This is a genomic window from Pseudodesulfovibrio sp. 7M6 (genome assembly GCF_050058625.1).
In the GTDB taxonomy this organism is placed as follows: Bacteria; Desulfobacterota; Desulfovibrionia; order Desulfovibrionales; family Desulfovibrionaceae; genus Pseudodesulfovibrio; species Pseudodesulfovibrio salinus.
Genome location: NZ_CP188816.1, coordinates 1,645,685 through 1,669,133, shown reverse-complemented (window position 1 = coordinate 1,669,133; position 23,449 = coordinate 1,645,685). Strand labels below are relative to the sequence as shown.

Genomic DNA, 23,449 nt, shown 5'->3' with positions numbered 1-23,449 from the left:
TGATCCTGTCATGTCATCGTTCAGTGTTCAAAGAGACGGTTTGTCCGTTCTTTGTCTCTCCCCGGGACCTATGTACTCCCAGAACCGTGTTGGGTGTTACGATGTAGCGACGGAGCTGTGGTAATTATGTTGAGAAAAAAAAGGGCGACTGCCGAAGCAGCCGCCCAATGTTTGTGATTTTAACTTGGATTACCGATAATAAAGATTGCGCCCACCTATGGTCAGCAATGCGTGGTGCAGGTTTTTCCGGATGTCCTTGCGGCTCCATACGCCCTGGATATGCCCGCGGGAAAGCGCGTTGAAACAGTTGTGGTAATCCGGCGGAATCTCCAGGCCGGTCGTCTCCTTGATGACACCCGGCCCGGCAAAGCCGAGACGAGAGGAGCGCACCGCATACTGGTAGGGTGAGCAGCCCAGAAAGGAGGCTACCGGACCGGCATAGGAGTTGGTATCGTAGAGAACGATATACAGGCCGCCTTCTTCTATGTAGCGGCGCACGGCCATGGTGCAGCGGGGCATTTGTATCAGGCCGTTGACGCCTTCCTGAATACGGATACCTGCCGTGCCGTGCACATAGGCGAGAAACGGCTGATGTTTGGTCTGCGCCAACTCAAGGGCACGGATGAATTTTTCGCCTTCTGCAGCTCCTACGGAACCGCCGCGAAAATCGGCAACCAGCGTGGCGCAGGTCAGACGAACGCCTTCAAGACTGGCATTGAAGGTCAGGCAACTGCTCTGCAGACCAGTCTTGTCCTTAGCAGCCTGGACGCGCTTGTCGAAGTTGGGAAAACCGGTGGGGTTGCCAGCTGCGATGTCGCGGTTGAACTCGCGCACCGAATCCTTGTCAAAGACATGATGCAGATACCATTGATATTCCATACGAAAGTTATAGCCGCAGTTGGGGCAGACTCCCGCGAAATCCGTATAGAGATCACGCGCCCAGATATCCAGGCAACCGCGTTTTTCCGCATGGGGACAGGTTACCTCCCGGTCCGCCTGAGCCTGAGGGCTGACATAACCGGTATCGCTCTCGATGACCGATTTCTTTTCTTCGGTACGGGAAAGACCGGTCAATTCCATTTCCTTTTGCCTGGTGCAGCCGGATTTCACACCCAACTTCTTGAGTGAGCACTGGCAAAGCGTGTTGACCTTGCCGGTCACAACGTGGATCTCGTCGGTGACTTCTTCCATCGTGCGCGCAATGCCGTGCTTGAAAGGCTTTATCAGGCCATACTGGATCAGCGAAGCGCTTGAGGAGACAATACCGGTACTGGTGGCCATCAGCTTGTCTATGAGAGTACGGTTGTCCTTGTAGGCATGTTGCGCCAGGCGGCGGTATTTCTTGAAACGGCGGTTGACCAGCCGTTCGCGTGCCTTTTCCGTCAGAGACCAGCGGACAATGATATCCGCGTTCTTGCTGAACAGCCGTAGGGCAGCTCCACGCAAAAAGCGAACGCTACGCACGGAAAGAGTCACTTCGTCTGTGGCGCGAATGATCTGTTCGCGAACCTGACGGTAAAAATCGAAGTGATCCGCCCGGGCGCCCAGCGGAGGTTCCTGAATTATTTCATCAATATATCCGTTTTCGAGATTGTCCTGAGCTGTGATGCGCTGGGCGAGTGCACAGGACTCAATGAGCTCGGCGGGGGCGCGTTCACTGCCCTTGATGCGGCCTTCAATAGCAGCGGCACCTTCGGGAGAAATGACGGAATAGTAGCCATGGGAAAACATGAGACGCTTGTCCGCCATGCCGATGGCCTCGGCTCCGCCGGAACCGCCTTCGGAAAACACGGCAATGATGGGCACATCAAGTCCGGCCATTTCGTATATGTTTTCCGCAATCTGCTGGGCCGCACCCGGGAAGTCCTCGATAGGGTATGAGCCCGGCGTGTTGACATAGGTATGGATGGGAATCTGTTCGCGGGCAGCGACCTTCATATACTTGAGGGCCTTGCTGTTTCCCCACGGCTTGATGGAACCACCGTTACGGAATTCCTGGCCGTGGCCTTTCTCCTGGCCGACAACCATGACCGGCTGATTGATGATCTTTTTGCCTTTACGCCGGGTGATGTACGCCCTGGCAATCAGCATTCCGGGATCAAGGGAGTGCTCGTCCTGACCACCTATTTCAGTGTAGTTGTCATAGACGTTTTCAAGAATGTCCTTGAGGCAGATGCGCTGCGGATGCCGAACGATGCGGACCTTGTCCATGGCCGTCAGCTGGGCATCCATGGCTGTTTCCATGGTGGAAAGGCGGTGATCCAGGGATTCTATAGCCCGGACCTTACGTTCTTCGTCCGCATCACGGTATTTATCCTGGAACTCGGCAATCTCGTTTGCAAAGGCTTCCAGTTCAGGCCGGGACTTGTTGCCAAATATATCGCGGGTATATTGAATCCGCGTCGACAGGGCAGAGAGTTTTTTTTCTATCTTCATGGTACCGTCGGTTAGAATTCAAGCAGCTTGGCCGTTTTTTCCGCGAGGAACTTTACGTTGGATTTCATGGAAGCTCCGGAGGAGTCCTTGCCATCCAATTTCAGCTCGCGAAGGAATTGAAGTCCCCGTTCCTTGGCTTCAGTCAGGTCCTTGCCCCATATGATGGCCAAGGCAAGGTTGGGGTCGTATTCCGTTGGGATCTGATAGGCACGATCACGGGGAACGTGCGTATGCATCTTGAGCCAGTCGTGTTCGGTCCAGTCCAGAGTCTCAATGCGACCCACCCACGGAGCAAAACCGTTGTCGGTATCTTCGGCAATGAGCCTGTACTCAATGCTGGCGCCGGAAAAGTCCACGTCACTCTGGGTGTATCCCAGCGGATCTCCCAGCCCTATGCGAATTTGTTCGCGGATGAGATTAACGCCGGTGTCGCCCCGAACTTGCGCGATATCGGCCGACACACCATTTTCTACCTGAATGCGAGTGTTTACTTCCATAAGGAAAGGCTTTCCGTCCGGCGTGACAATCCACTCCCAGGTACCGACATTATCATACCCGATTTCGCGAGCGATGGAGAGAGAGTATTCGGTGATGTTGTCCAACAGTTCCTGTGCGTTAAAGGCGTAATTCAGGCCGCTGGGCCAGAAGCCGGGAGCAACCTCGATGCGCTTTTGCAGGCCGGGACTTTGAACAGAACAGTTGCGTGTCCCGAAATGGACGGGATTTTTCCCGGAGCGATCGGACGCGATTTGTACTTCAAGGTGATTGAAGTCGAAGACGCGCTGTTCGATGAGCACGCCCTCGTCGTTGAAAGTGCGCAGGGAATAGTTGCGAATACGGCGATAGGTCTGGCGGAACCGGGCCATGTCCTCACATTCGTCGATTCCCATGCCGCCGCCGCCGGCCGAGGCTTTGACCAGAACTACGGGGCGTTTGATGCCGAGGTTGTCCTGAAACTCGAAGAGGCTTTCCGCAATGGCTTCAGCTTCCATTTCGTCATAAATAGCCCTGTCCGAACCCGGCACCGTAGGGACTTCTAGCTTTCTGGCCAGCCGTTTGGTGTTGATCTTGTCTCCCAGGTCGCGGATGACGTGCCAGGAGGGACCTATGAACGACATGGGCCTGTCCCGCTCGGTAACCCTGCGGGCAAAACGGAAGTTTTCGGAAAAGAAACCATAGCCGGGATGGATGGCAGAGGCTCCCGATTCATCGGCCACAGCCAGGATATCTCCGGCATCAAGGTAATTTTGAATACGGTAAAGAGAACGCTCGCCGCCAAGCTTGCGGGCCATGTCCACATGGCCTGAGTCACAGTCTTCCTTGGTATATAGGGCGACAAAGGGCAGGCCGAGATCAGTGCAGGCCTGCATGATGCGGACGGCGATTTCGCCCCGATTTGCTATAAGTACTTTGTTTCCGTCTATGCTCACGGTGAATTCCGTCTCCTAAATTTCGTTTTGAAGCTGATTTAAATAGCCCTTCTTGGCCCGGAGTGCAAATTCTTTGAATTGTATCTTTAGTTAAATATTTTAGCTGATTGTCATCAAACTGACGTTTGAATTGATAGTTGTGGATTTTTGATGGGAAAATAGTTAAAAAATCACTCCCATTCCCCATGCTGGGGAGTGGATTTTCAATATTGGCAATCCGCCAAATTTTGATTCGGGAGAGAGCCTGTTATGGATTACGTAATTGTTGGAAACGGCGTTTCCGCTATTGGCGCAATTGAGGGAATTCGCCAACACGATGAAGAAGGACGCATTCTGGTTATCAGCGACGAGGCCGTGCCGACCTATGGACGCCCCCTGATTTCCTATTATCTGTCGGATAAAATCAAATTCGACACATTGCCCTTCCGGCCTGAGTCTTTTTATAAAAACAACAAGGTGGAGATGCGGCTAGGATCACGCGTGCTTTCCGTGGACGCAGCAAAGAAGGCCATCACCCTGGATTGTGGCGATACCATCTCCTATGACAAGCTTCTCCTGGCCACGGGTGGCGCTCCTATTCGGCCTTCCATGCCCGGCGTTGAAGGCCCCGGCGTACATAATTTTACCACGATGGCCCATGCCGAAGCGCTCAAGGAGCTGGTGGACCGCGTAAACAAAGTCGTGGTTATCGGTGCCGGACTCATCGCCCTCAAAGCTGCAGAAGGATTTGCGGATAAGGGCGTGGATGTAACCGTCCTGGTTCGTTCCCGGATCATGCGGACTTATTTTGATGAGACAGCGGGCAATCTGATCGTTGACCACCTTGAGAAAAACGGCATTCGTTTTCTCCAGGGAACGAATACCGAGGCCATCGTCCGTCACAGCGACGGCACCATCAAGGGCGTGGAGACGGATAAAGGCTTCGTTGAAGCCGATGTAGTCATCGTCGCGGCCGGCGTGCGGCCCAATATGGGGCTTGCCGCACAGGCCGGGCTTACCACGAACATGGGTATTTGTGTGGATGACTATCTGGCCACCAGCAATCCCGACATCTATGCTGCGGGCGACGTTGCCGAGGCAAAGGATTTGCTCACCGGAGAATTCACCGTTCGGCCGATCTGGCCAAACGCCTATTCGCAGGGACGGTATGCCGGACTGAATATGGCTGGAGCAAACACGCCGTACACCGGCGGTCTGTCCATGAACTCCATCACATATTACGGTCTGCCCACCATCTCTGTCGGCGAAACAAACCTTGCCGAAGAAAAGGGCATGGAGACGGATGTCTTTCTTGATGAAGAAAAGGGCGTTTACCGCAAGTTGATTTTTAGTGACAACAAGTTGGCCGGATGCATCCTTATCGGTGATATCGACGCGGCCGGTTTCTACACCAGCTTCATCAAAAATAGATTCATTCTTGATGCCGAGTCCAAGAAACGGCTTATGGAAGGAGACCCTTCTCCCGCCCTGTGGCCTGATGAATTCATTGAAGCAATGCTGAATAATCCTTAGAAATATACTTTGTGCGCCGCCCGCAGCGGGAATGGCAGTTTGAAGAGTATAAAAAGAGGCCGTCCAAATGGACGGCCTCTTTTCTGTTTTTTATTTGAAAGTGAATCCACCAGTTTTATTTGGTTTTGTGTGTAAAAACCCCGTCCCATTCTCCTTCCGGTGGAGTCGTCAGGAGCTGGTCGCAGCGTTCAATGTACAGCGCGTAAAGTTTTGTCTCAGTCCCAAGCTTATCGAGTTCTTCAAACAGCATCTTTGCCTGGTGGAATTCCTGCTGCAAATAAAGATCATGAGCCAGATCATATTGCTTGAGTTCGGCTTCGCGTGAGGCGGCCTGCTCAAGCGTATACGCTGTATAGATGGTCACGGGCTCCACCTTGCCTTTGACCCGTACCCTGTCGAGAATTCGGAAGCGATATTCATCGCCGCAGGCATCCACAATGGCTTGGCTGACCACAAGCGTTTGCCCGTAGAATTTGGTCAGCCCTTCCAGGCGGGATGCAAGGTTCACATTGTCGCCAATGAGCGTGTAGTCGAACAGGTCGGCTGATCCCATGTTGCCCACCCGTACCGACCCGGAGTGAACACCAATGCCTATGGCAATGGTAAAACCGTACTTATTAAGGAATGTGGTGTTCAACTCGTCCAACTTGGCCAATTGAGCCAATGCCGCATCCAATGCCTTTGCCTGGTGATGTTCCACATCCAGAGGGGCATTCCAGAAGGCCATGACCGCATCACCGATGAATTTGTCCAGTGTCCCCTGGTGCTCGGTTATTGTGCGGGTCATGGGCGTCAGGTAATCATGTAGCAAATTGGTTACCTGGGTAGGCGACAGCTTTTCGGAAAGAGAGGTGAAGCTGCGAATATCCGAGAACTGGATAGTGATTTCCTTTTCCTGCCCTTCCAGGGAAAGTGCATCGGGATTGTCCATAATTTGGGAAATGACAGAGGGGGCAAGATAGTGGGCAAAGGCACCGTGGATGAACTTTTTTGCGTGCTCCTCGCGCCAGAATTTAATGACGGTAAGCAGGATGAATGTCAGCGCCAAATCAAAATAAGGGTAGAGCGGTGATATATAGTAATGTTTTACCGTAAACATTTTAACCGAACCAAACCACATTCCCCATCCCAGCCCGATCATGGGCAGAATAAGCCAGGCGGCCCTCGTCCAGATAAGAAGCAACGTAGTTATCAGCCCAACGCAGAGCATGGTGAACAGCTCCAGCTGCCGGGCCCAGCTGGGGGAACTGATGAACTGTCCTGAAAGGATATTATCCACAATCGTGCAGTGCGCCTCTACGCCCGGATAACCCGGATCGAGCGGGGTAGCGCGAATATCTTTGAGACCGCTGGCGGACGCGCCGATAAAGCAGATTTTGCCCCTCAATTCTTCCGGCTTCAATTTTCGGTTCAAGACGTCAACGGCGCTTATGTAGCGAAAGGTCTTCATCGGCCCCCGATAATTGATGAGCATTCTTCCACGTCCATCCACAGGAATAACGGTTTTGCCAAGCCGAAAGGATTCCACGCCGTCCACCCCCATCTTGATGACGGGGGATTTGAGGCCTGTAGCCTGCATTATCGTGGCAAGCGCCAAGCTGGGATAAAATTTGTCATTCCAACTGAAAAGCAACGGCACTCGACGATAGACGCTGTCTTTGTCCGGTGCGATGGTGATGAAGCCGGTATGACGAACTGCCGTGGCCAAAATTGGCAGTGGACAGACGGCATCCGTTGCTTTGTAGAGCACATCATGGGGGGAAGGGGCGCCTTCGGAAGTAAGCACCGTCACACCGAGAGGACGAATAAAACAGTCAGTCGTGCCGTGAGGTGCGCTCTTATCTTTTTGAATTTCTGTGGTTTGAAAGTCGAAGCCCAATACAAAGGGGCCGGTCTTGAGGTTCTGGGCCAGGAGCAAGTCGTTGTCGGCCAACGCTGGCGGCAGATTGTTGATTTGGATATCAACCTTCATTTCCTTTTTCAGTTGCTGCCGAAGAATATCAGGGGAAGTTCTGTCCGGTTCCACAAAGATGATATCTGTCGCTACGGCACTTGCTCCATAAGCCTGGAGGTACTTGAGCAGCATGGCGACGCGGTAGCGAGGCCACGGCCATTGCCCCAACTCTCGCAGACTCTTTTCATCAAGGTCGATAACCACCGGAATATCTGTTGCATTTGATTCGTGGTATGATTGAACAAATTGGTCATAAATCTTGTAGTCAAGAAATGAGAAGAAGGAAGGTCTGGCCGCGAACAGGATAACCATAAGAACTGTTGCAGCCATTCCTGTCGCTAAAAGAATAACTTGATCTTTTTTAAACTTTTTCTTGATAAAATTAATCATTTATCGAGTTCCTTCTCAGTAGGCATCGGGTTCACCACAACGTTATAATCACTCTAGATTCAAGGCTAAATGCGTTTTTTATTGCTTTTTATTCATAAGCGGATTATATTTATTAGGTTATTTTTTATAATTGCGGCATTCTATTGATATGCTTGATAGAATTTAACAAATCGGATTTCAATATACATGCGGGGAAGGATTTTGAAAAGTCTGATAAAATATAAGATTGCCGTCGTGTTAGCCTTGGTCAGCCTGGCTGCTTTCCCCATCTATTCTTCTGCGCAAGATTCTCGAACATTAAAATTGGACGATTTGCTCCAGAATCTGGTGAAAACCCATGACCGGATTCTGGCATCCGAGGCACAACTCAAATCCGTCAAGCATCAATATGAGAGCGCCCGAGGCGGCTGGTATCCCCATGTGGATGTTACGGCGGAAGGCGGCCGGGAAAATTTGAATAAACCCCGTGCCAAAGAAACCCAGATGGACCGTAACGAAATGACGGTCACTGGGCGGCAGCTGCTGTATGACTTTGGCGGTATTTCCGGAACCATTGACGCGGCGCAAGGCAAGGTCATGGAGTCGGAATCCGCGCTGGAACAGACAAAGCAGGAGATCATCTCCATGGGCATTGCTGCCTACCTGCGTGTCATTCGTTCCAGGGAACTCCTCAAATACGCGAGGCGTTCGGAGGAAAGTGTCAAGGAACTTTCCGGTATGCAGGAAATGCTCGTTGAGCGGGGGGCAGGTTACTCCTACGAGGAACTGCAGGTAAAAGGGCAACTGGCCGGGACTCAGTCCTACCGGGTGACGCAGGAGCGCGAACTGCAAATTTCCCTCAATAATTTCAAATCGGTTTTTGGCTTCACTCCTACCATGAAGGAAGTCCGGGCCATGAGCACGGTGCCGCTTCCTCGGAAATATTTGCCCGCTAATGTGGATGTCGCTATTGCAACCGCCTTTGACACGAATCCGTCATTGCTGGAAATCAAATATTCAGCAGAACGCTTGCAAGGTGAATTGCGAAGCCAGGACGCGACGTTTTATCCGCGTTTTGACGCCGTGGTTGAAGGCGAGAGGAAGGAAAACGATCAGGGGACCGCTGGAGTGCGTACGGAAGGCCGCGCCGGTTTCCAGATGGCATACAACCTCTTTTCCGGTTTTTCCGATACGGAAGAGTCTAACGCGATCAAGTCGGAAATTACTCGGGTAAAGAAATCTTTGCAGGACCGCAGGCGCACGGTGGAAGAAAACGTTCGCAACGCGTGGCAGGAGTTGACCACGCTGAAGAAAAACGCGGAACTGTACGAGAATCAGGCCAATATCACATGGGAATTTCTCGGATTGGTCAAAAAAAAGAAGGCCACTGGTGAGGACGTCCGCCTGCTGGACATTCTCGTTGGCGAGCGCGACTATATTTCCGCCATCAGTGCCAAGGTTGCTACAGATATTGATATCATCATAGCCGGGTACTCTTTGTTGTACCAGATGGGTCTTATCACCGAAAATATCACTCACGGCATTTAGTTGGCCAAGAGGTTTTACGTTCAGCCGTTCAACGAGGATTAGTCATGCGTGAACTCTTCAGACGGCTGTTGCTTCACAAACCTCTGGCGGTGGAAATCGCTGTAGCCTCGTTTTTCGTCAATATCCTTTATCTTGCCTCCCCAATATTCGTCATTCAGATCCTGAGCCGCTACATCGGCTATGGTTTTGATGGAACGCTTTATACCCTCACAAGCGGGATGCTTATCGCATTGGCTCTCGGGATGGGCTTCTCCATTGTCCGTACACGGATGTGCTCGGCCGTAAGCGAAGACTCTGATCGTCAGCTTCAGGAACAGGTCCTTGAGAGTCTTGCACATGCCAAATCCGCTGCCATGGATCGAATCCCAACCGCCAGGGTCCAGGATGTTCTCGCCGGCCCGCTGATAGTTCAGTCTGCGTATGAGGCCTCACGCATTGCCTCTGTGCTGGATATGCCTTTTTTCATACTTTTCATTTTGTGTATTTTTGTTCTGAGCCCGGCACTTGCTCTGGTCACACTGCTCGCCGTCGGATCAACCGTGTTGGCAGGCAAACTCAACATGAACAAAGCCAAGAAGCTGGACAGAGTTATGCGCGAGGAGTCCGTTCGGCATCGAGGTAGCGTTGGGGCCGCCATCTCCGGTACGGAAACCGTTCGGGCTTTTCGCGGCAGCAACTATCTGCATCGTCTCTGGCATGAACAAATCCACCGTCTGATGGAAGCCAGAGAACAGATTGTCACTCAGCGCAGCTGGTCCCTTGCCATAGTTACGGTTCTCAATTCACTGTTAAAGGTCGCAGTTTATGCCGTGGGCGCCAAATTGGTTGTTTCGGGAGATCTTTCCGTAGGGTCCCTTATCGGTGCGAGCATTCTATCCGCCAAGGCTCTCCAGATATCATCGAGCTTCATGCAATCCGTGTTGCAGATGAGCAAGGCGCAGGAAGCCTTGCGAATGATCCATGAATTTGCTTCGCTGCCGCGCGAGACGAGTGGTGGCAAGGCGATGAAGGAATTCTCGGGGCGTTTGGAGTTTCATGACGTTGCCATGGCTTACCCCGGTGCGACAGGGCCACTCTTCGAGTCTCTTTCAACCGTTATTGAGCCGGGATCGGTGGTAGGAATTCTCGGGGCAAATGGAACAGGCAAGACGACCCTGGCTAAATTGATCGTGGGATTGCTGGAACCGGGAAGAGGGCAGGTGCTGGCCGACGGCGTTGATTTGCGCCAATTGTCTGCCGAGTGGTGGCGTACACAGGTCTTGTACCTTCCTCAGGAGCCTCGTTTTTTGAACGGCACGTACAAAGAAAATATCACTCTGCTTAATCCGGATATTGAAGATGCCCGATTGAATGAGATAGTCCGCCAGGCAGACCTGCGCCGTTTTCTGGACAGCACGCCGACCGGCATTGATACGGAAATTGCCGACGGTGGCCGGAGTTTGCCTGTGGGTATCCGCAAGCGTCTGGCCTTGGCTAGAGCCCTTGTTGGAGAAGGACGTATCGCCGTTCTTGACGAGCCGACCGAAGGGCTCGACGTGGAAGGATGCGAGGCGGTTTTCCAGGTGATGAATATGTTGGTGCAACGGCATACCACCATCATTGTCGTTTCCCGGGATCAAAACATCGTTAAGGGATTCGGTATGGCTATTGATCTGAACTCAAAGCCGGTTCCCATAGTCGGTCGGGTGCAGAAAAAGAATGCTTCAGCCAATGAAACGGCGAGCACGTCCAAGGAAAGGCCATGAAAACAAACGGAAAACAGGGCCTGGATTGGACAACCCGAGCTTTTTTCTATCTCTGTGTTGCCTTTTGCGTCAGCTTTTTTATTTGGGCGTCGGTGAGCCCTCTGGATATTGTCAGCAATGCCACGGGGGAAGTGATCCCCAGCTCCAGGGTAAAGCGAATTCAACACCTTGAAGGCGGCATTGTCCATGAAATCAAAGTACGAGAAGGTGAACACGTCACAACGGGCCAGCCGCTTATAGTGCTGGAGACCACGGCAAGTGATTCGACGGTTGAGGAAATCAACGTGCGTATCAACTCATTACGTATTGAGATTGCCAGACTGGAAGCTGAATCGCGCTGGTTTGCCAATTCCTCCTGCGAGACAAAAGCAACCGATGGCAGCCGCATGAAGCCGGGCAGTGAAGCCTCATCAAACAAGGATATCTATTCCATTGAACCCGAATTCCCCGAGGATCTGGCTACCCGCTTCCCCAATATCATTGATCAGGCCAGGGATCTGTACAACGCGCGGCGTAGCCGTTTTATCAGTGATATTAGCGGACACAGGGAAAAACTCAAACAGCGCCAGCAGGATATAAATGAAATTTTGGTTCGCATTCGCAATCAGCGGCAAAGCCTTGAATACCTGCGAGAACAAATTAAAATAAGTGAAGACCTGCTTAAGGACAAACTGACCACACGTTACAAGCATTTGGGATTTCTCAAGGAGGAGTCGAACCTGGTAAGCCGAATCCAGGAGGATGCTGCAGCGCTGGCCAGATCCAAGTCGGCCTTGGCTGCGGCGGAGGATGCCATAGACAAAGCCTACAGCTCTCACCATGAGGATGTTCAGGAAACACTGCGGAAAGCTCGTCGGGAAGTGCTGGAGTTCAATCAGCGGCTGCGCAAAACTCAGGACTCCTTGCAAAGAACCGTCATCCGCGCCCCCATAGATGGGATCGTAAAAACGGTCTACTTGCGAGGTGTTGGAGAGGTCGTCCAGCCGGGAATGACCGTGCTTGATATCGTTCCCGGAGGGGATAAATTGGTGATTGAGGCACACTTGGCTTTGGGGGACATCGGCTATGTGCAACCCGGACAACCCGCCACTGTGTCACTCCCTAACAGAGATTCCCGTATGTTCGGCAAGATTGAGGGCAGGGTGACAAACATCAGTCCGGATGCTGTTACCGTCCCAGATCAGGGTACTTTCTACAAGGTCCGTATCGAAACCGAAAGCGATCAATTTGAAAAGGAAGGAAGGCGGTATCAACTCTATCCCGGTATGCGCCTGCTGGTTGCCATCAAGACAGGAGAGCGGACTGTGATGGAATATCTTCTCTATCCATACTTTGACACGCTCTATCATGGATTTCACGAACGCTGAGTGGCGTCCGATTGGAATCCAACCAATACATATTGGGGTAAATCATAAGAAATCCCAACGCCGGAACAAGATAAATGGCCAACCACCTGTAGCCCGTATCCGACAGTTTGCGATAGGCAAACGCCTCGGCGGCGAATCCGATTATCAAGTACGGGAGCGCTGTCAAAAACAGGCGAGGCACAGTGTGGGTGACCAGCCCTGATACGGCGTGTGTACTACACACAATTATTCCGGAAATGACAAAGAATGCTGTGAGGCCCCCTTTGCCTTGTCCTTCTCCCAAGGGCAAAGCGATGAGTATACAATCACCGGAGGTCCTCTCGCACCGATGCTTCCGGCAGGCTGGCCGGAAGTCAGGCCTGCTCAATGGTCAATTTATGTCCCTAAGGTCACACGGAGTGAGTAAGCAACTGATGAAGCGTAAAAGCTGCCATCAGCGCTCTCAACGCAAGAGAAAGAGCCTAAGCTGGAACGAGCTTCAGCAACAATACGCCAATTGAGACTGACACGATATCGGCTAGGGGAAGCAGGGCTATGATTTTGTAATCGATGTGCCGCTGTAGCTGAACTTCCCCCAAAAGGCTGACGCATAGTGCGAGGATGCAAACCAGCGGTATGATGACCTCAAGCGGGATATAAAAACAACAGCGGCAGGGCAATAAAAATAAATCCGAAACGTCAATCTCTGCAGGAATCTGGCGGTTGCGATGATTAGAGAAAGGATATGGGATTCAGGGAAAAAGTCGGATATGTAGCTCTATTTATGGCGTCAAAGACGTGCGGAGAGTTCGTTTAAAATGATAAAAAGGGTTGCATCAAAATTGGCTCAAGATGTATAAGTTGACAAAGTAATTTTAGGATAATCCTTTTCTGCAATGATCTAAGGAGGTTTAACCATGGCTATCGTGATTGACCCGGATGAATGTATCGGCTGCGAATCGTGTGTAGAAATTTGCCCCGATGTTTTTGAAATGGACGACGACGGTGAAAAGGCTCAAGTCATCAACTCCAGTTCGACGGCAGATTGTGTGGACGAGGCAATTGAGACCTGTCCAAATCAAGCTATTTCCAAATAGCCATCAAGAGAAACGGCCGCATCTGCGGCCGTTTCTCATTTTAAAAACTTTATCCAAATTCCTCAACGATTCCCAAACCGGCAATCATCCAAACTTCTATTGAGAACTTATTCGTTTTCTTCGATTTGCTTCTTTGTGTAGATAAACAGGATTGTTGGCTCCACCCCATATTCATCATCAGCCTGAAGACCGACCCCTAAAAGCCAGGACATGGTAAGCTTGGCTTCATCATCTGATTTCAAATCATATCGGGCAGGGTAAAAATATCCCGAATCATCCCTGTCGGAGCCGAAGTCCTCGATACCAACGTACCAGTCTTCGTATCTCCCGCCGTAAAAGTTGATATGCCTGATAGCTTTTTCGGCCACATGCTTATTTGCTTTGGGTTCGTTTCGATTCGTCATGCGTTCTGATAATGTAAAAAAGCTCCACAGAGCAACCATTAGCTTGGCCTTTTAATTTTCCCCAACACGAAACTGTTTTAATCACACCTGCAAAATTGGATGGTATATCAGCGCACTACGCTGTACGAAGTGTGGGTAGGCGTATTGTAAAGTCCCCATCATAGGGCCAGCTAGTCGTAGAGACTTTCCGCCGATGGAGATACCCCCGAAAAGGGGCTTTCCTATTCCACGATCTGGACCTTTTAAAAACCAATCACATATTTTTTTACACATCGCCCTGCCTGCGCACATAAAAAAGGGGTCACGACTGATAGTCGTAACCCATTGAAATATGACAGAGAGGGGGTGATGCCAGAAATAGAACCATCAACCTCTGTTATCATTGATGTTTTTGTCTTTGTGCCCTTGCTTTTGTGTAGCCGTCTGGTGTGACAGTTGGCAAGGACCTATATACTCAGGATCAAACTTGTCGGCTAGAATGGCACGTCCATTCCTGGTCCATCTGCGAGAGGTGGTGGCAACGCTCCGGCAGGAAGCGGAAGGTTATTGACGATAAACAGGTTGAGGATGTCGTCTCGGTCCATGAAGATGATCTGTGATCGCTTCGTCGCGTCGAGCTTGTTGCCCAGCCAGTTCCGTGCTGCTTTCGTAATCTCGCCGCCAGCGACAATGAAGGCATGATCGATTAACACCCGGCGGTTTACTTCCGGGTCAAATATTTCATGGCCGAGCATCATCACCACTTGGTTGTGAATCTCTGCAATATTCGCATTGCTCCTTTTGCTGGCACCCGCCGCGTCCAACTTATCCCGTTTGGCCTGTATGCCGAAGTAGAGGACGTGCTGAGTCGGAAGCGTGTACCTCATCCAGATGTCCTTGCCGTACTCCAGTGCCTTGTCTTTATGTCCCGCCGACGTGATCCGGTGGAAACCCAATTGACGGAACAGAGGCAACAAAACGTCCTCAATAAGGTCATCCTCAGAGCATTGATCCAGGTAGGCAGTGAGCTGGTCCCGTTTTTCCACTTCCGCCGAAGTAAATGGGCGGTGAGGATTCGCCATCTCCGCAACTGTATTCGTGGCGATGTGTCGTAGCTGCCCAAGGCCGTGGTCATCGTAGAAGGCCTCCCATCCTTCACGAGTCAGGACAGTATTCAGTGCGGCAAGAGCAAGACTTCTGTCAGGGTCTCCCTTCTGCGCTTCACCTTTATCCAGGACCTCACGAATGATCCGTATGAAAGCATCTGGTGGAACATTGGGACCAGGGTGGGGGAACGCCAGCACTTCTTCTAGACGCTGTGCAACCCACCACCAGCGAGTTGTCCCATCATGGGCATAGTCGAGGTCGCAGTCTTGGAAAAAGTCGGTGATGAAACTGCTGGACCTATACTCGAAGTATTCAACATTGCCGCAAATTATGTCAGCGAGTGCGCGAAGGCTTTTGCTTTTCCATTTCATAGGCTGCCCTGGTTTGATTACAGTGTGGCGGGGTGTTGATTATATATCTCCCAAAAGACAGATACACCCCAAGACAAAAACACGCAAAGACAAAGCCCGTCCAGCAACACAGGCAGGACGGGCAGTTGTAGAAGCCGCATGAGGCATCCTGGCTTTTGATTCCTCACCCAGGGTGACCGGCTAGGATGCGTCAGAAGCGAAATATGGAGGCCGTATCCAGGTATACCTTGATGATCCTATACAAGGTCTGGCGGCTGATGCCGAACTCGGCTGCCAACGCCTTCTTTTCCTCTCCCTCGCCACTGCTTCTCTTGATCTCGTCCATCTGTTCCTTGGAGAGCTTTGCCGTGCGTCCACAGTGCTTTCCCCTGGCCTGTACCTTGGCGATCCCCTCACGCTGACGTTCCTTGATGATTTCCCGCTCGAACTGCGCCACGGCTCCAAGGTTCAGGATTCAGAGGTACGGAGTAAAGATCATTATTACATTGCGCTACAATCCAGTGTAGCAGAGGGCAAGAGAAAACCCCTGTCACCATTGAGTTTCCAATGATTACAGGGGTCTGTGTCTCCGTGGCGGAGAGGGTGGGAAACTCTACCATTTCCGCAACGCGGAGATATGCTTAGTTTTCGTAGGTGAGCGTTTGAATAAATGTCTCACCCTGATGTCTCACCCTGTTCTCATAATAGAATAAGGGTTGTCCACAATTTATTTAAAGACGAGGTATGGTAGTTCCTCGTTCTGTTCTATAGTATCTCTTGGCTATATTCGCATTAACATGTGAGCTTAACTTTTTGATAGCATGTCTTAAGTGGTAGCAAAGACAAGAAAATTCACGCTTATTCAGCTTAATCATTTTCCAAACTTTAAGTTCATACGTACCAACTTCATCTCTAAGCTTCAGCTTGTCATCAGGTAAACCAAGTTGATTTAAAACGTCAGGAACTAGTTGACCAGAATGATGCTGAAAACAATTTCTGATTGCGATAGATACTTTTAAATACTCTACAATTCCATCATCCCATTTAAGTCCTACACTCTTAGGAATTGCAACCACACGATCTTTAGCTCCCTCAAACTTAAAAGCTTTCCATATTGCTGATATAACATGATTGCGTATAAACCAGTTCTCCATATCAGCATCCATATAGTGAGCATCATCTAAGTCACTAATGTCAAATGAGAACTTTGCTTTAGGCAAGCGTAGTTTGATTTTAAAAAAGTTCCCATTTGTGAGAGACTCTTGAAGTAAAACCAAATAGCAATCATCTAAAAAATGCTGAAATTCTTGAACAAGTTCACAGTAGGCATGTTCGATAATGATAGCAGATATCTTATCTTCACCTCTTGCAGGATCGTCATTTTCAATTTGAGCAAGTAACGCAATCGTTCTTCGAGCAACCTTTGCTACTGAGTCCAAAGCTCTGTCACATTCATCTTCAAGTATATGGATGGGAGTACCTTGAGGCCACTCTCTATTTTGCTGTTCAAGTTCACGAAAATTTAAACGTTCACTCGATGCAATCCATGAAGTCCCATTGTTGCGTTGCTTAACATGCCAGACATATGTCCCGTAGGTGTCTGGATTATCGAGGACAAATGGAGGTAGCCAAATTAAACCCAGTTCTCCATCTCCTTCCCAACCTTCAGTAGTGAATTTTTGTCTAACAATTTCTTCTACTGCTTCCCTGCGGTCACTATTAGTGTCGTATGAGAACAAAATATGGTCATTGGTGACGGACTCAGCGCTACGAACAAAAGAAAGGTCATCCATGTGTTCATAGCTGTAGACAACAAGATCATCGGGCGACTCTATATTGAAAGGAATATGCACACCCTCCCTTTATTTTGGGTTCACGCCAAACGCTTACCCAATTGGTTTCAACGGGCTGCGAGATTGGCTTGTGAGGCATTTGAGAAAACAAAACAACCCCGCCTTACCCCAAGGGTAAAAGTGCTAAATTTCGGATTCTGAGAAGAATTAGGGCATAATAGCTAGTTTTTGTAATTTTAGCTAGATATCTTCGCAGCAGTGTCGTTTAAACTAGGTGTCCGTGTAGTCTTCTTTTGGGCTTTCAATTGATGCGACGACTGTATGCTCTAAATTTTTCAATTCTCGAATCAAATCAGCAAGCGCGGCAAGGTCTGCGATATACCCTCCGAGCATCCCTCGTTTGGTAAGATTAATAAATTCCTTTGACCTTAAATATCTTCCGTCAAGCTCGTCATACCCCAACCTGTTGTTGCCTTGACGAGTTTGGCAATGAGCAGACTTCATTAAGCTTTGCCAGTGATCTAACGAAATACAAGCTCCCGACACAAATTTATGAGTTGTAACCGTAGATTCTGGACAAATTTTAAAAAAGAATGGGCAATCACTAAGCCTATAATACTTATGCTCAACCCTCTGCTCGACTTTCTGTGGAATCATGAAGAGATGCTTACTACTCATCATCCGGTCGATTTCTTTTTGATAGTTGCCGTCACTATTGGTGTAATATGTTCCAGAGCTTATCCTCTTGTACTGAACCATCACTATTGATCGAAACTCTCTGATGTAATAAATTAAGTCAACACCAAGGGCTTTTTCACCTTCTTTTCTGTTAACATTAATTACATCTAAACAGCGGCCACCTTGTGTTAAATATCTTGCGTGTCCCGTTAGGTCTTCAAGCAACTCCCCATTACCCGTTGAATAAAGGTCTCTATAAATCAAATCGTCTTCATTGATTTTGAATATAGGAGTCACTATCGGATCATACTCGTCTTCAAAAATATCAACTGACATCTTCTCTGCGTCATCTGCAAATAGTTCATTGCCAGAAGACTCAAATGTTGGACTCGATAAGTTTATGAACTGTTTTATAATCTGGGCAACGCCTTCTTTGTCTTGTGGTTTTTCATAGAGCAGTTTGAGAACTTCTCGAAGTGTAGATGGCTCTAAAACAATCACTTCATCCCAATCATTTTCATCAAAGCCCAAAGCGTCTTTCGAGTGATACTCTGTTGTATACAAGCCATAGGAAGCTACAGCGGCTCCTCCTCCTGATAGCCCCATTTTTCTTTTGATAACCGACAAGTGTGTGCTGGTATCTCCACATACAACAGCTAAAGCGTAGGGGGAAATTCTGCTTAGTTGTCTTCTAACATCAAAATTGATGGCTGCTCGAAACTCATCATATTCGTTGGCATCAGTGGAAACATTTTCTGAATCAAACAAGAAGCCAGGCTCTTCCAACCTATTAATATACGAAATGATTCTATCTCTTGCCATTTTTAATGCTCGAGTGTTTAATTGCTCCAGTGAGTTGGGCTGATATAGCTTATGCGAACAATCGAAACGATTGCAAGCCATATTGCGCCAACACTACCCCAAAATCTATGTCAGTCAGTTGGTTGGAGAACTGAGGTATGCCAAAGAGACCCATACAGCATCAAATCGAGGATGAATCCAGGGCTAAGTATGAATTAGCAATCCCTAAAGAGTGGGTATTCAGAAATAAAGAGAAAGACTACGGCATCGACGGTGAAGTTGAGATTTTTACCCCTGATCAGATGTCAACAGGGTTAATCTATTTTGTTCAGTTAAAAGCTACGGCTTCAGAAGAAGAGCAGGCGATCAAAAAATTAAGCATGAAGCTCGATCTACAAGAGTACTATCGACAGCTTCCTGTTCCTGTAATGATCGCTCGCTACTCGTCAGAAATGAAAATTTTTTTCGTAAAGTGGGCACATGAAATTGACCCATACTATGCAAAAGAACGTGCTGAAACCATTACGGTTAAGTTCACTGACAATGACAAGTGGGATAACCAAGGAAGTCCAAAGCGAGTTAAGCAGTATCTAGAACGTATTCGTGCCTTAAAGAGTGGTGCACTACGGCTTCCAATATCATGCTTTGTTCAAGTCGATTCCGATGTTGTCTGCGGTATAAAAGCTGGAGCGTTGTTAAGCGAATTGAGGCAAAAGCTTCGCGGATATGGACAGCTAGTAAAAGTCCGACTTCGCAAGGACGACGCTATTGCGTACATCAAAATTAACGCTAAAAGGTTATATGTTGGCCTTGCAAATCTTACCCATTCGACATTTCACGATATTGATAACATTAAAGTTGAAGATACTGTTAATGAGTTAGCCACATACTCGCTGCTAGGCTTAGCTGGGGCTACTGCAAAGCTTGGTTACAACGATTTAGCGGCGAATATTGCTTTGACAGATGACTTAAAAGACGACTTGCTAGAAAAACTGGGGATGTTTAAAGCTCTACTGCCTCCTCTCCTTTCTTCGCAGTCTTTTAAAAAAATATTGGATATGGCCAATATTGCTGCTGAAAAAGATGACTCTAATCTAGTTGACCTCTCAACACAGTTGATAGCCTCTCACCTTGTCGATAAAAGCGATTATACAAAGAAAATAGCATTTGAAGATTTTATGTTAAAAGCCCTTGAGAGAAGCAAGTCTCATGGCCCAGAATCTTATGGACATTCACTCTACAATTTAGGCTCTTACTATCGAAGTGGCGAGGACGGAAGGAAGGCAATTAAGTACTACCTGAGAGCAAGACGGCACCAACCCGTGTATTTAAAACAAGGCTACTACTATGCTGAGTTAGCAGGTCTTTTTTTTGATATTAGGAAATACTGTGTTTCATCAACTTTTTATGGCAAGGCTCTTGAGCTGGATTCAAATGAATCATGGATACCATTATATGCTGACGCTTTAATGCATAGTGGTAAATACAAAGAGGCACACGCTCAATTCTGCCAATACTTAGAGTGTGCTGAGTCAATTAATCATGAATGGTTACTTAAACATTTCGTTCTCGGGTGTCTGCTTTCAGCTCGCAAGGTTGAATCTCAAGTAAGAAATTATAAAAAAGCTACATTATTAGCTGATACTACAAACATCACCGACCCAGATGAAGCTGCGAGCAGACGTGAAGAAGCTTTGGCAGCAGACCTTTTGAACCCGCTTGCGTGGTATAACTACGCACAAGATATGTTCAAAACAGGAAATTTTGAGGAAGCCGCATTTGGCTTTATTTTATGCGCACTTATAAATAGATATGATCCTCCGACTTGGGCTAATGCTGTATCGTGTTGCATGAGCAAATCAATACCGACAGAAATAGTTGTGTCAGTACTGGTGACAGCCTACAAATGTTCTGGAGATGAGTTCTTAGACTATCTGTATGAAAACTACGAGAAGTCAGGACAGGACATTGCTCCGATCGCAGAGATGGTAGAAACTTTCATTGTGCATATTCCAGAGGATGCTCCACAAGCTCCCGTTCGACGAATAATGAATCGTCATGGAAAAATGGTTGATATGTCAAAATGTGACCCCAGCGACTTTATAGATGATAAAAATATTGAAACTCCCTAAGAAATCATTTGCCCAACTTGAGCTATTTAGGAATCCAATCTCCCCCTTACCCATCCCCTCAGAGGGCCAACATTTCGCCTCTAAATGATTTTTAACAAGAAATCGACCAATGGGGGCATCCGACAAGGATAACGGCCTTATATGGAATCCTGAGGCACCCATATTGAGGCACCTATCTATCTTTTTCCCAAAGCGTTTCTAAAAAACTCCTTAAAGATAGAAAAGCCGCCACCCAACTGTATCAGTGAGACTATTTACTGCTCAGTAAAACTAGGGATACCTAGCGCACAGGGACTAACCGAAATACCTAACAACACATTTCACACCAATGAGATGTACCAATCTCAGCATGAAATTATCATGAATTAGGCATGAGATTAGACATGAGAAAGACGGTTGGTAAGGAGTCCAGTATCTGTTTCATGCTATGCGGAGCGAAGGCTTCCTGACTATGGAAGGATACAAAGACAAGCGACATAGATAAAGCAAGATACACCAGTAAAACAGCCTTCCATTGAATAGCCATTAAGGACAGTCAACTAGTAGTCTAATATCTGTTTCATGCTATGCCGAGCGCAGCGAGTGCGACTTTGGAGCACGATGAGCAAGCGAGATAGCCTTATATAGTGGGGGGATTAAAAAGGGGGCGTATGCCCCCATGTTTATTGAGTCCAAATGCTAACCAAGGAAGCCCATGCTTCTCGCCTTATCTATGACAGGCAACTGCTTACCGTTAAAGTAGTCAGCAGCATATGCTTTGGCTTGCCGAATAGTGAAGTTATCCATTTTCGGGTCAGACAGTTTCGTTAAGGTCAGTTTAAGGGCTATGCTATTCGCATACTGTTGAGCCTCAGCCTTTCTTTCGCCTCTTTCCATGGAGTCTTCATAATGAAGGATATAGGCATAAGCTCGCACAAACCTTTTGCCGCGCTTGATGTTGAAATAATAAAAAATACCGACAGCGAGAACGATGACAAGAAATAGCAACATTACAGCACCTCCGCATGGACCTTCTCAATTGCTGTCTTCAACTGTTCAACCTTGAATCCGCGATCGAAGTACACTTGCAGCGTTACGCCCTCCTGCGTATGCCCGACAACTGCTCTAGCGATAGGAAGGTCAACCTCTGCCCGTAAAAGTTCAGTGACCATTGTGTGCCTGAGGCTATGGAAAACTATTGCCTTTGACTTGAAGCCTAACTCGACAAGAAACCGATCGTTGAACCATCTGCCAAGATTACGTCCATATCCATTGTTTCGATCATAGGTCAGTTCGTAAAGAAGACGGTCCCGGCCTTTTGCTTTTACCGACTCAACATACTCCATGAAGCCAAGTTCGATAAGTTTAGAGTGAACAGGGACCAACCGTGCAGAGGCTCCAGTCTTGAGCTTGTTGTCTCCATCATCGTTGATATCGAAACACAAGATGCCTTCTACTTCTCGCACATCCTCGACTTTCAATTGGCCGATCTCGTTAACTCTTGCTCCGGTAAAAAGACCAATTAACGCACCCCACTTTTGATACTCCTTCCGGACAAGTCCGCGCTTGTTAAGAGTCAATTCGGAAAGCATGGTCTTCACTTGCTCATGGTCAAACCCTTTGCGGACAGCTTCTTTCTTCTTCGCTTGCCTGACCGACAGGCCATGAAAATGATTAGTGGTGATGTGTCCATTAGCCACGGCCCACCTAAACAGACCTGAGTATGTCCCAAGATGATTGTTGACTGTATTGATACTCAGTTTTTCAAGGTCTAACCTGATGAGCTCAGTTATGGGCTTGCCTTTTAATCTCAGAGAACTGTGCCGCTTTGGAAGTTCGATCAATATCTCCTTAACTGCACGGCAATCTTTAATGGTAATGTCTGTGCAGGGCTTGTTAGCCCCAATGAGTTCAACCAAAAGATCGAGCTTTTGACGGTAAGACTTTTCCGTGTTCTGGGTCCATCTTCCACCACGTAAGCTTTCTTTTATGTAGCCATGAACAAGCTCATAAAGCGTAAGCTTGTCTTCATCGACTGAGAACTCGACATCTATTGGCGTTGCTCGATTCTCATCAAACCCGACCTTTTCAAACTCATCGTTCAGCTTCGTGGCTTTATCTTTGAACTCATAATGCCATTTCTCGTATTCATCGCTGAGCAAGTCGAAATCTTTGCTACCAACCTCTACAGGCCAATTGTATTGACTAATCAGAGGTTGTAGCACTTCCTCTTTAGTCTCAATAAAGTATGGGCCGAAATCTCGCCATAGCTCAAGGTTGTCTATCCACGACTTCGACATAAGACCATTTTCTTCAATGCCTTTGCGAATCACATCTAAACGCATTGAGAAATGCTTTTTCAGAGCGGTTTGGATTTCAGAATACTTCATACCTTGCATGACACCTTGTTTGATAAGAATGTCGGCAAGATAAACTAGCACCCTTGATAGGTGCAAGGCTTTCCTAGAGTCCTTGGTCCTCAGTGAGAACTTGAAGTCTCTAGCTCTGCCGGGTTCGTGAAGGGACTTCGGTAAGGGGTACCGGAAGTAATAAATACTGTGACGTGAACAAGTTAGGTAGGTCGGATTCTGCATATAACAACGCCTCACATGCTTGTGTCACCTACGGAACAAAACATGTAAGGCGTTGTTATAAAAGAAAATGGCGGAGAGGGTGGGATTCGAACCCACGTACGGGCTATGAACCCGTAACTCGATTTCGAGTCGAGCGCGTTACGGCCGGACTTCGCTACCTCTCCGTGTTACGCGGCGCTATGGGAAACGCCGACG

16 protein-coding genes, 1 tRNA gene and 1 pseudogene are annotated in these 23,449 nt (G+C 48.5%); 6 read left to right on the top strand and 12 right to left on the bottom strand.

Translation table 11 applies throughout. From position 1 onward, the window contains the following. Window positions 1-189 precede the first annotated feature (189 nt). A complete protein-coding gene (locus ACI0FG_RS07920; protein WP_419787996.1) occupies window positions 190-2,436 on the bottom strand; it encodes a carboxyl transferase domain-containing protein in 2,247 nt (748 codons plus the stop codon). Window positions 2,437-2,447: 11 nt separating this feature from the next. Beyond that, entirely contained in the window at window positions 2,448-3,866 is a 1,419-nt protein-coding gene (locus ACI0FG_RS07915) for a biotin carboxylase N-terminal domain-containing protein (RefSeq protein WP_419787995.1), read from the bottom strand. 249 nt (window positions 3,867-4,115) lie between these two features. Here ACI0FG_RS07915 and ACI0FG_RS07910 point away from each other — a divergent pair, with 249 nt between their 5' ends. After that, complete coding sequence (locus ACI0FG_RS07910; protein WP_419787994.1) at window positions 4,116-5,378, top strand: NAD(P)/FAD-dependent oxidoreductase; 1,263 nt, start codon at window positions 4,116-4,118, stop codon at window positions 5,376-5,378. 115 nt (window positions 5,379-5,493) lie between these two features. Here ACI0FG_RS07910 and ACI0FG_RS07905 read toward each other — a convergent pair whose 3' ends face one another. After that, on the bottom strand, window positions 5,494-7,722 hold the full coding sequence (locus ACI0FG_RS07905; RefSeq protein WP_419787993.1) for a CHASE2 domain-containing protein: 2,229 nt from the start codon (window positions 7,720-7,722) through the stop codon (window positions 5,494-5,496). A gap of 201 nt (window positions 7,723-7,923) precedes the next feature. On the opposite strand from ACI0FG_RS07905, the gene ACI0FG_RS07900 reads away from it, so the two are divergent. The 4 genes from ACI0FG_RS07900 (at window position 7,924) to ACI0FG_RS07885 (ending at window position 13,437) form a co-directional block, all read left to right on the top strand. After that, window positions 7,924-9,249 carry a TolC family protein gene (locus ACI0FG_RS07900; protein WP_419787992.1) on the top strand — a complete coding sequence of 442 codons (1,326 nt, stop codon included), beginning with the start codon at window positions 7,924-7,926 and terminating at the stop codon, window positions 9,247-9,249. 44 nt (window positions 9,250-9,293) lie between these two features. After that, entirely contained in the window at window positions 9,294-10,994 is a 1,701-nt protein-coding gene (locus ACI0FG_RS07895) for a peptidase domain-containing ABC transporter (RefSeq protein ID WP_419787991.1), read from the top strand. Continuing rightward, the gene (locus tag ACI0FG_RS07890; protein WP_419787990.1) at window positions 10,991-12,361 is read left to right on the top strand and encodes an HlyD family type I secretion periplasmic adaptor subunit; all 1,371 of its coding nucleotides are present in this window, start codon (window positions 10,991-10,993) and stop codon (window positions 12,359-12,361) included. The genes ACI0FG_RS07895 and ACI0FG_RS07890 overlap by 4 nt, the downstream gene beginning before the upstream one ends. An 896-nt stretch (window positions 12,362-13,257) precedes the next feature. Beyond that, on the top strand, window positions 13,258-13,437 hold the full coding sequence (locus tag ACI0FG_RS07885) for a ferredoxin (protein ID WP_419787989.1): 180 nt from the start codon (window positions 13,258-13,260) through the stop codon (window positions 13,435-13,437). Between the two features lie 107 nt (window positions 13,438-13,544). Here ACI0FG_RS07885 and ACI0FG_RS07880 read toward each other — a convergent pair whose 3' ends face one another. From ACI0FG_RS07880 to ACI0FG_RS07860, 5 genes are all read right to left on the bottom strand, one after another. Further along, window positions 13,545-13,880 carry a hypothetical protein gene (locus ACI0FG_RS07880; protein WP_419787988.1) on the bottom strand — a complete coding sequence of 112 codons (336 nt, stop codon included), beginning with the start codon at window positions 13,878-13,880 and terminating at the stop codon, window positions 13,545-13,547. A 434-nt stretch (window positions 13,881-14,314) separates the two neighbouring features. Continuing rightward, complete coding sequence (locus tag ACI0FG_RS07875; protein ID WP_419787987.1) at window positions 14,315-15,298, bottom strand: hypothetical protein; 984 nt, start codon at window positions 15,296-15,298, stop codon at window positions 14,315-14,317. Between the two features lie 190 nt (window positions 15,299-15,488). Further along, window positions 15,489-15,734, bottom strand: coding sequence for a helix-turn-helix domain-containing protein (locus ACI0FG_RS07870; protein ID WP_419787986.1), 246 nt, complete (start codon window positions 15,732-15,734; stop codon window positions 15,489-15,491). Between the two features lie 274 nt (window positions 15,735-16,008). Continuing rightward, window positions 16,009-17,130: a hypothetical protein gene (locus ACI0FG_RS07865; RefSeq protein ID WP_419787985.1), complete on the bottom strand. Its 1,122-nt coding sequence runs from the start codon at window positions 17,128-17,130 to the stop codon at window positions 16,009-16,011. A gap of 210 nt (window positions 17,131-17,340) precedes the next feature. Next, complete coding sequence (locus ACI0FG_RS07860) at window positions 17,341-18,570, bottom strand: hypothetical protein (protein WP_419787984.1); 1,230 nt, start codon at window positions 18,568-18,570, stop codon at window positions 17,341-17,343. A gap of 137 nt (window positions 18,571-18,707) precedes the next feature. On the opposite strand from ACI0FG_RS07860, the gene ACI0FG_RS07855 reads away from it, so the two are divergent. Further along, a complete protein-coding gene (locus ACI0FG_RS07855) occupies window positions 18,708-20,681 on the top strand; it encodes a DUF4365 domain-containing protein (protein ID WP_419787983.1) in 1,974 nt (657 codons plus the stop codon). Window positions 20,682-21,359: 678 nt separating this feature from the next. On the opposite strand, the gene ACI0FG_RS07850 is transcribed toward ACI0FG_RS07855, so the two are convergent. The 4 genes and pseudogenes from ACI0FG_RS07850 to ACI0FG_RS07835 all read right to left on the bottom strand — a co-directional run bounded on the left by ACI0FG_RS07850 (window position 21,360) and on the right by ACI0FG_RS07835 (window position 23,418). Further along, the gene (locus ACI0FG_RS07850; protein ID WP_419787982.1) at window positions 21,360-21,671 is read right to left on the bottom strand and encodes a hypothetical protein; all 312 of its coding nucleotides are present in this window, start codon (window positions 21,669-21,671) and stop codon (window positions 21,360-21,362) included. Further along, window positions 21,671-23,050 carry a site-specific integrase gene (locus ACI0FG_RS07845; RefSeq protein ID WP_419788375.1) on the bottom strand — a complete coding sequence of 460 codons (1,380 nt, stop codon included), beginning with the start codon at window positions 23,048-23,050 and terminating at the stop codon, window positions 21,671-21,673. The genes ACI0FG_RS07850 and ACI0FG_RS07845 overlap by 1 nt, the downstream gene beginning before the upstream one ends. A 57-nt stretch (window positions 23,051-23,107) precedes the next feature. After that, a pseudogene (locus ACI0FG_RS07840) lies at window positions 23,108-23,254 on the bottom strand (DUF6538 domain-containing protein); the annotation flags it as partial. A gap of 68 nt (window positions 23,255-23,322) precedes the next feature. Then, a tRNA-Ser gene (locus tag ACI0FG_RS07835) sits at window positions 23,323-23,418 on the bottom strand. Window positions 23,419-23,449 lie beyond the last annotated feature (31 nt).

Excerpts from the sequence above, each read along its gene's own strand:
- ACI0FG_RS07920 (WP_419787996.1), bottom strand. The coding sequence starts at position 2,436 with ATGAAGATAGAAAAAAAACTCTCTGCCCTGTCGACGCGGATTCAATAT.
- ACI0FG_RS07910 (WP_419787994.1), top strand. The coding sequence starts at position 4,116 with ATGGATTACGTAATTGTTGGAAACGGCGTTTCCGCTATTGGCGCAATT.
- ACI0FG_RS07905 (WP_419787993.1), bottom strand. The coding sequence starts at position 7,722 with ATGATTAATTTTATCAAGAAAAAGTTTAAAAAAGATCAAGTTATTCTT.
- ACI0FG_RS07895 (WP_419787991.1), top strand. The coding sequence starts at position 9,294 with ATGCGTGAACTCTTCAGACGGCTGTTGCTTCACAAACCTCTGGCGGTG.
- ACI0FG_RS07890 (WP_419787990.1), top strand. The coding sequence starts at position 10,991 with ATGAAAACAAACGGAAAACAGGGCCTGGATTGGACAACCCGAGCTTTT.
- ACI0FG_RS07885 (WP_419787989.1), top strand. The coding sequence starts at position 13,258 with ATGGCTATCGTGATTGACCCGGATGAATGTATCGGCTGCGAATCGTGT.
- ACI0FG_RS07880 (WP_419787988.1), bottom strand. The coding sequence starts at position 13,880 with ATGGTTGCTCTGTGGAGCTTTTTTACATTATCAGAACGCATGACGAAT.
- ACI0FG_RS07875 (WP_419787987.1), bottom strand. The coding sequence starts at position 15,298 with ATGAAATGGAAAAGCAAAAGCCTTCGCGCACTCGCTGACATAATTTGC.
- ACI0FG_RS07860 (WP_419787984.1), bottom strand. The coding sequence starts at position 18,570 with ATGGCAAGAGATAGAATCATTTCGTATATTAATAGGTTGGAAGAGCCT.
- ACI0FG_RS07855 (WP_419787983.1), top strand. The coding sequence starts at position 18,708 with ATGCCAAAGAGACCCATACAGCATCAAATCGAGGATGAATCCAGGGCT.
- ACI0FG_RS07850 (WP_419787982.1), bottom strand. The coding sequence starts at position 21,671 with ATGTTGCTATTTCTTGTCATCGTTCTCGCTGTCGGTATTTTTTATTAT.
- ACI0FG_RS07845 (WP_419788375.1), bottom strand. The coding sequence starts at position 23,050 with ATGAAGTATTCTGAAATCCAAACCGCTCTGAAAAAGCATTTCTCAATG.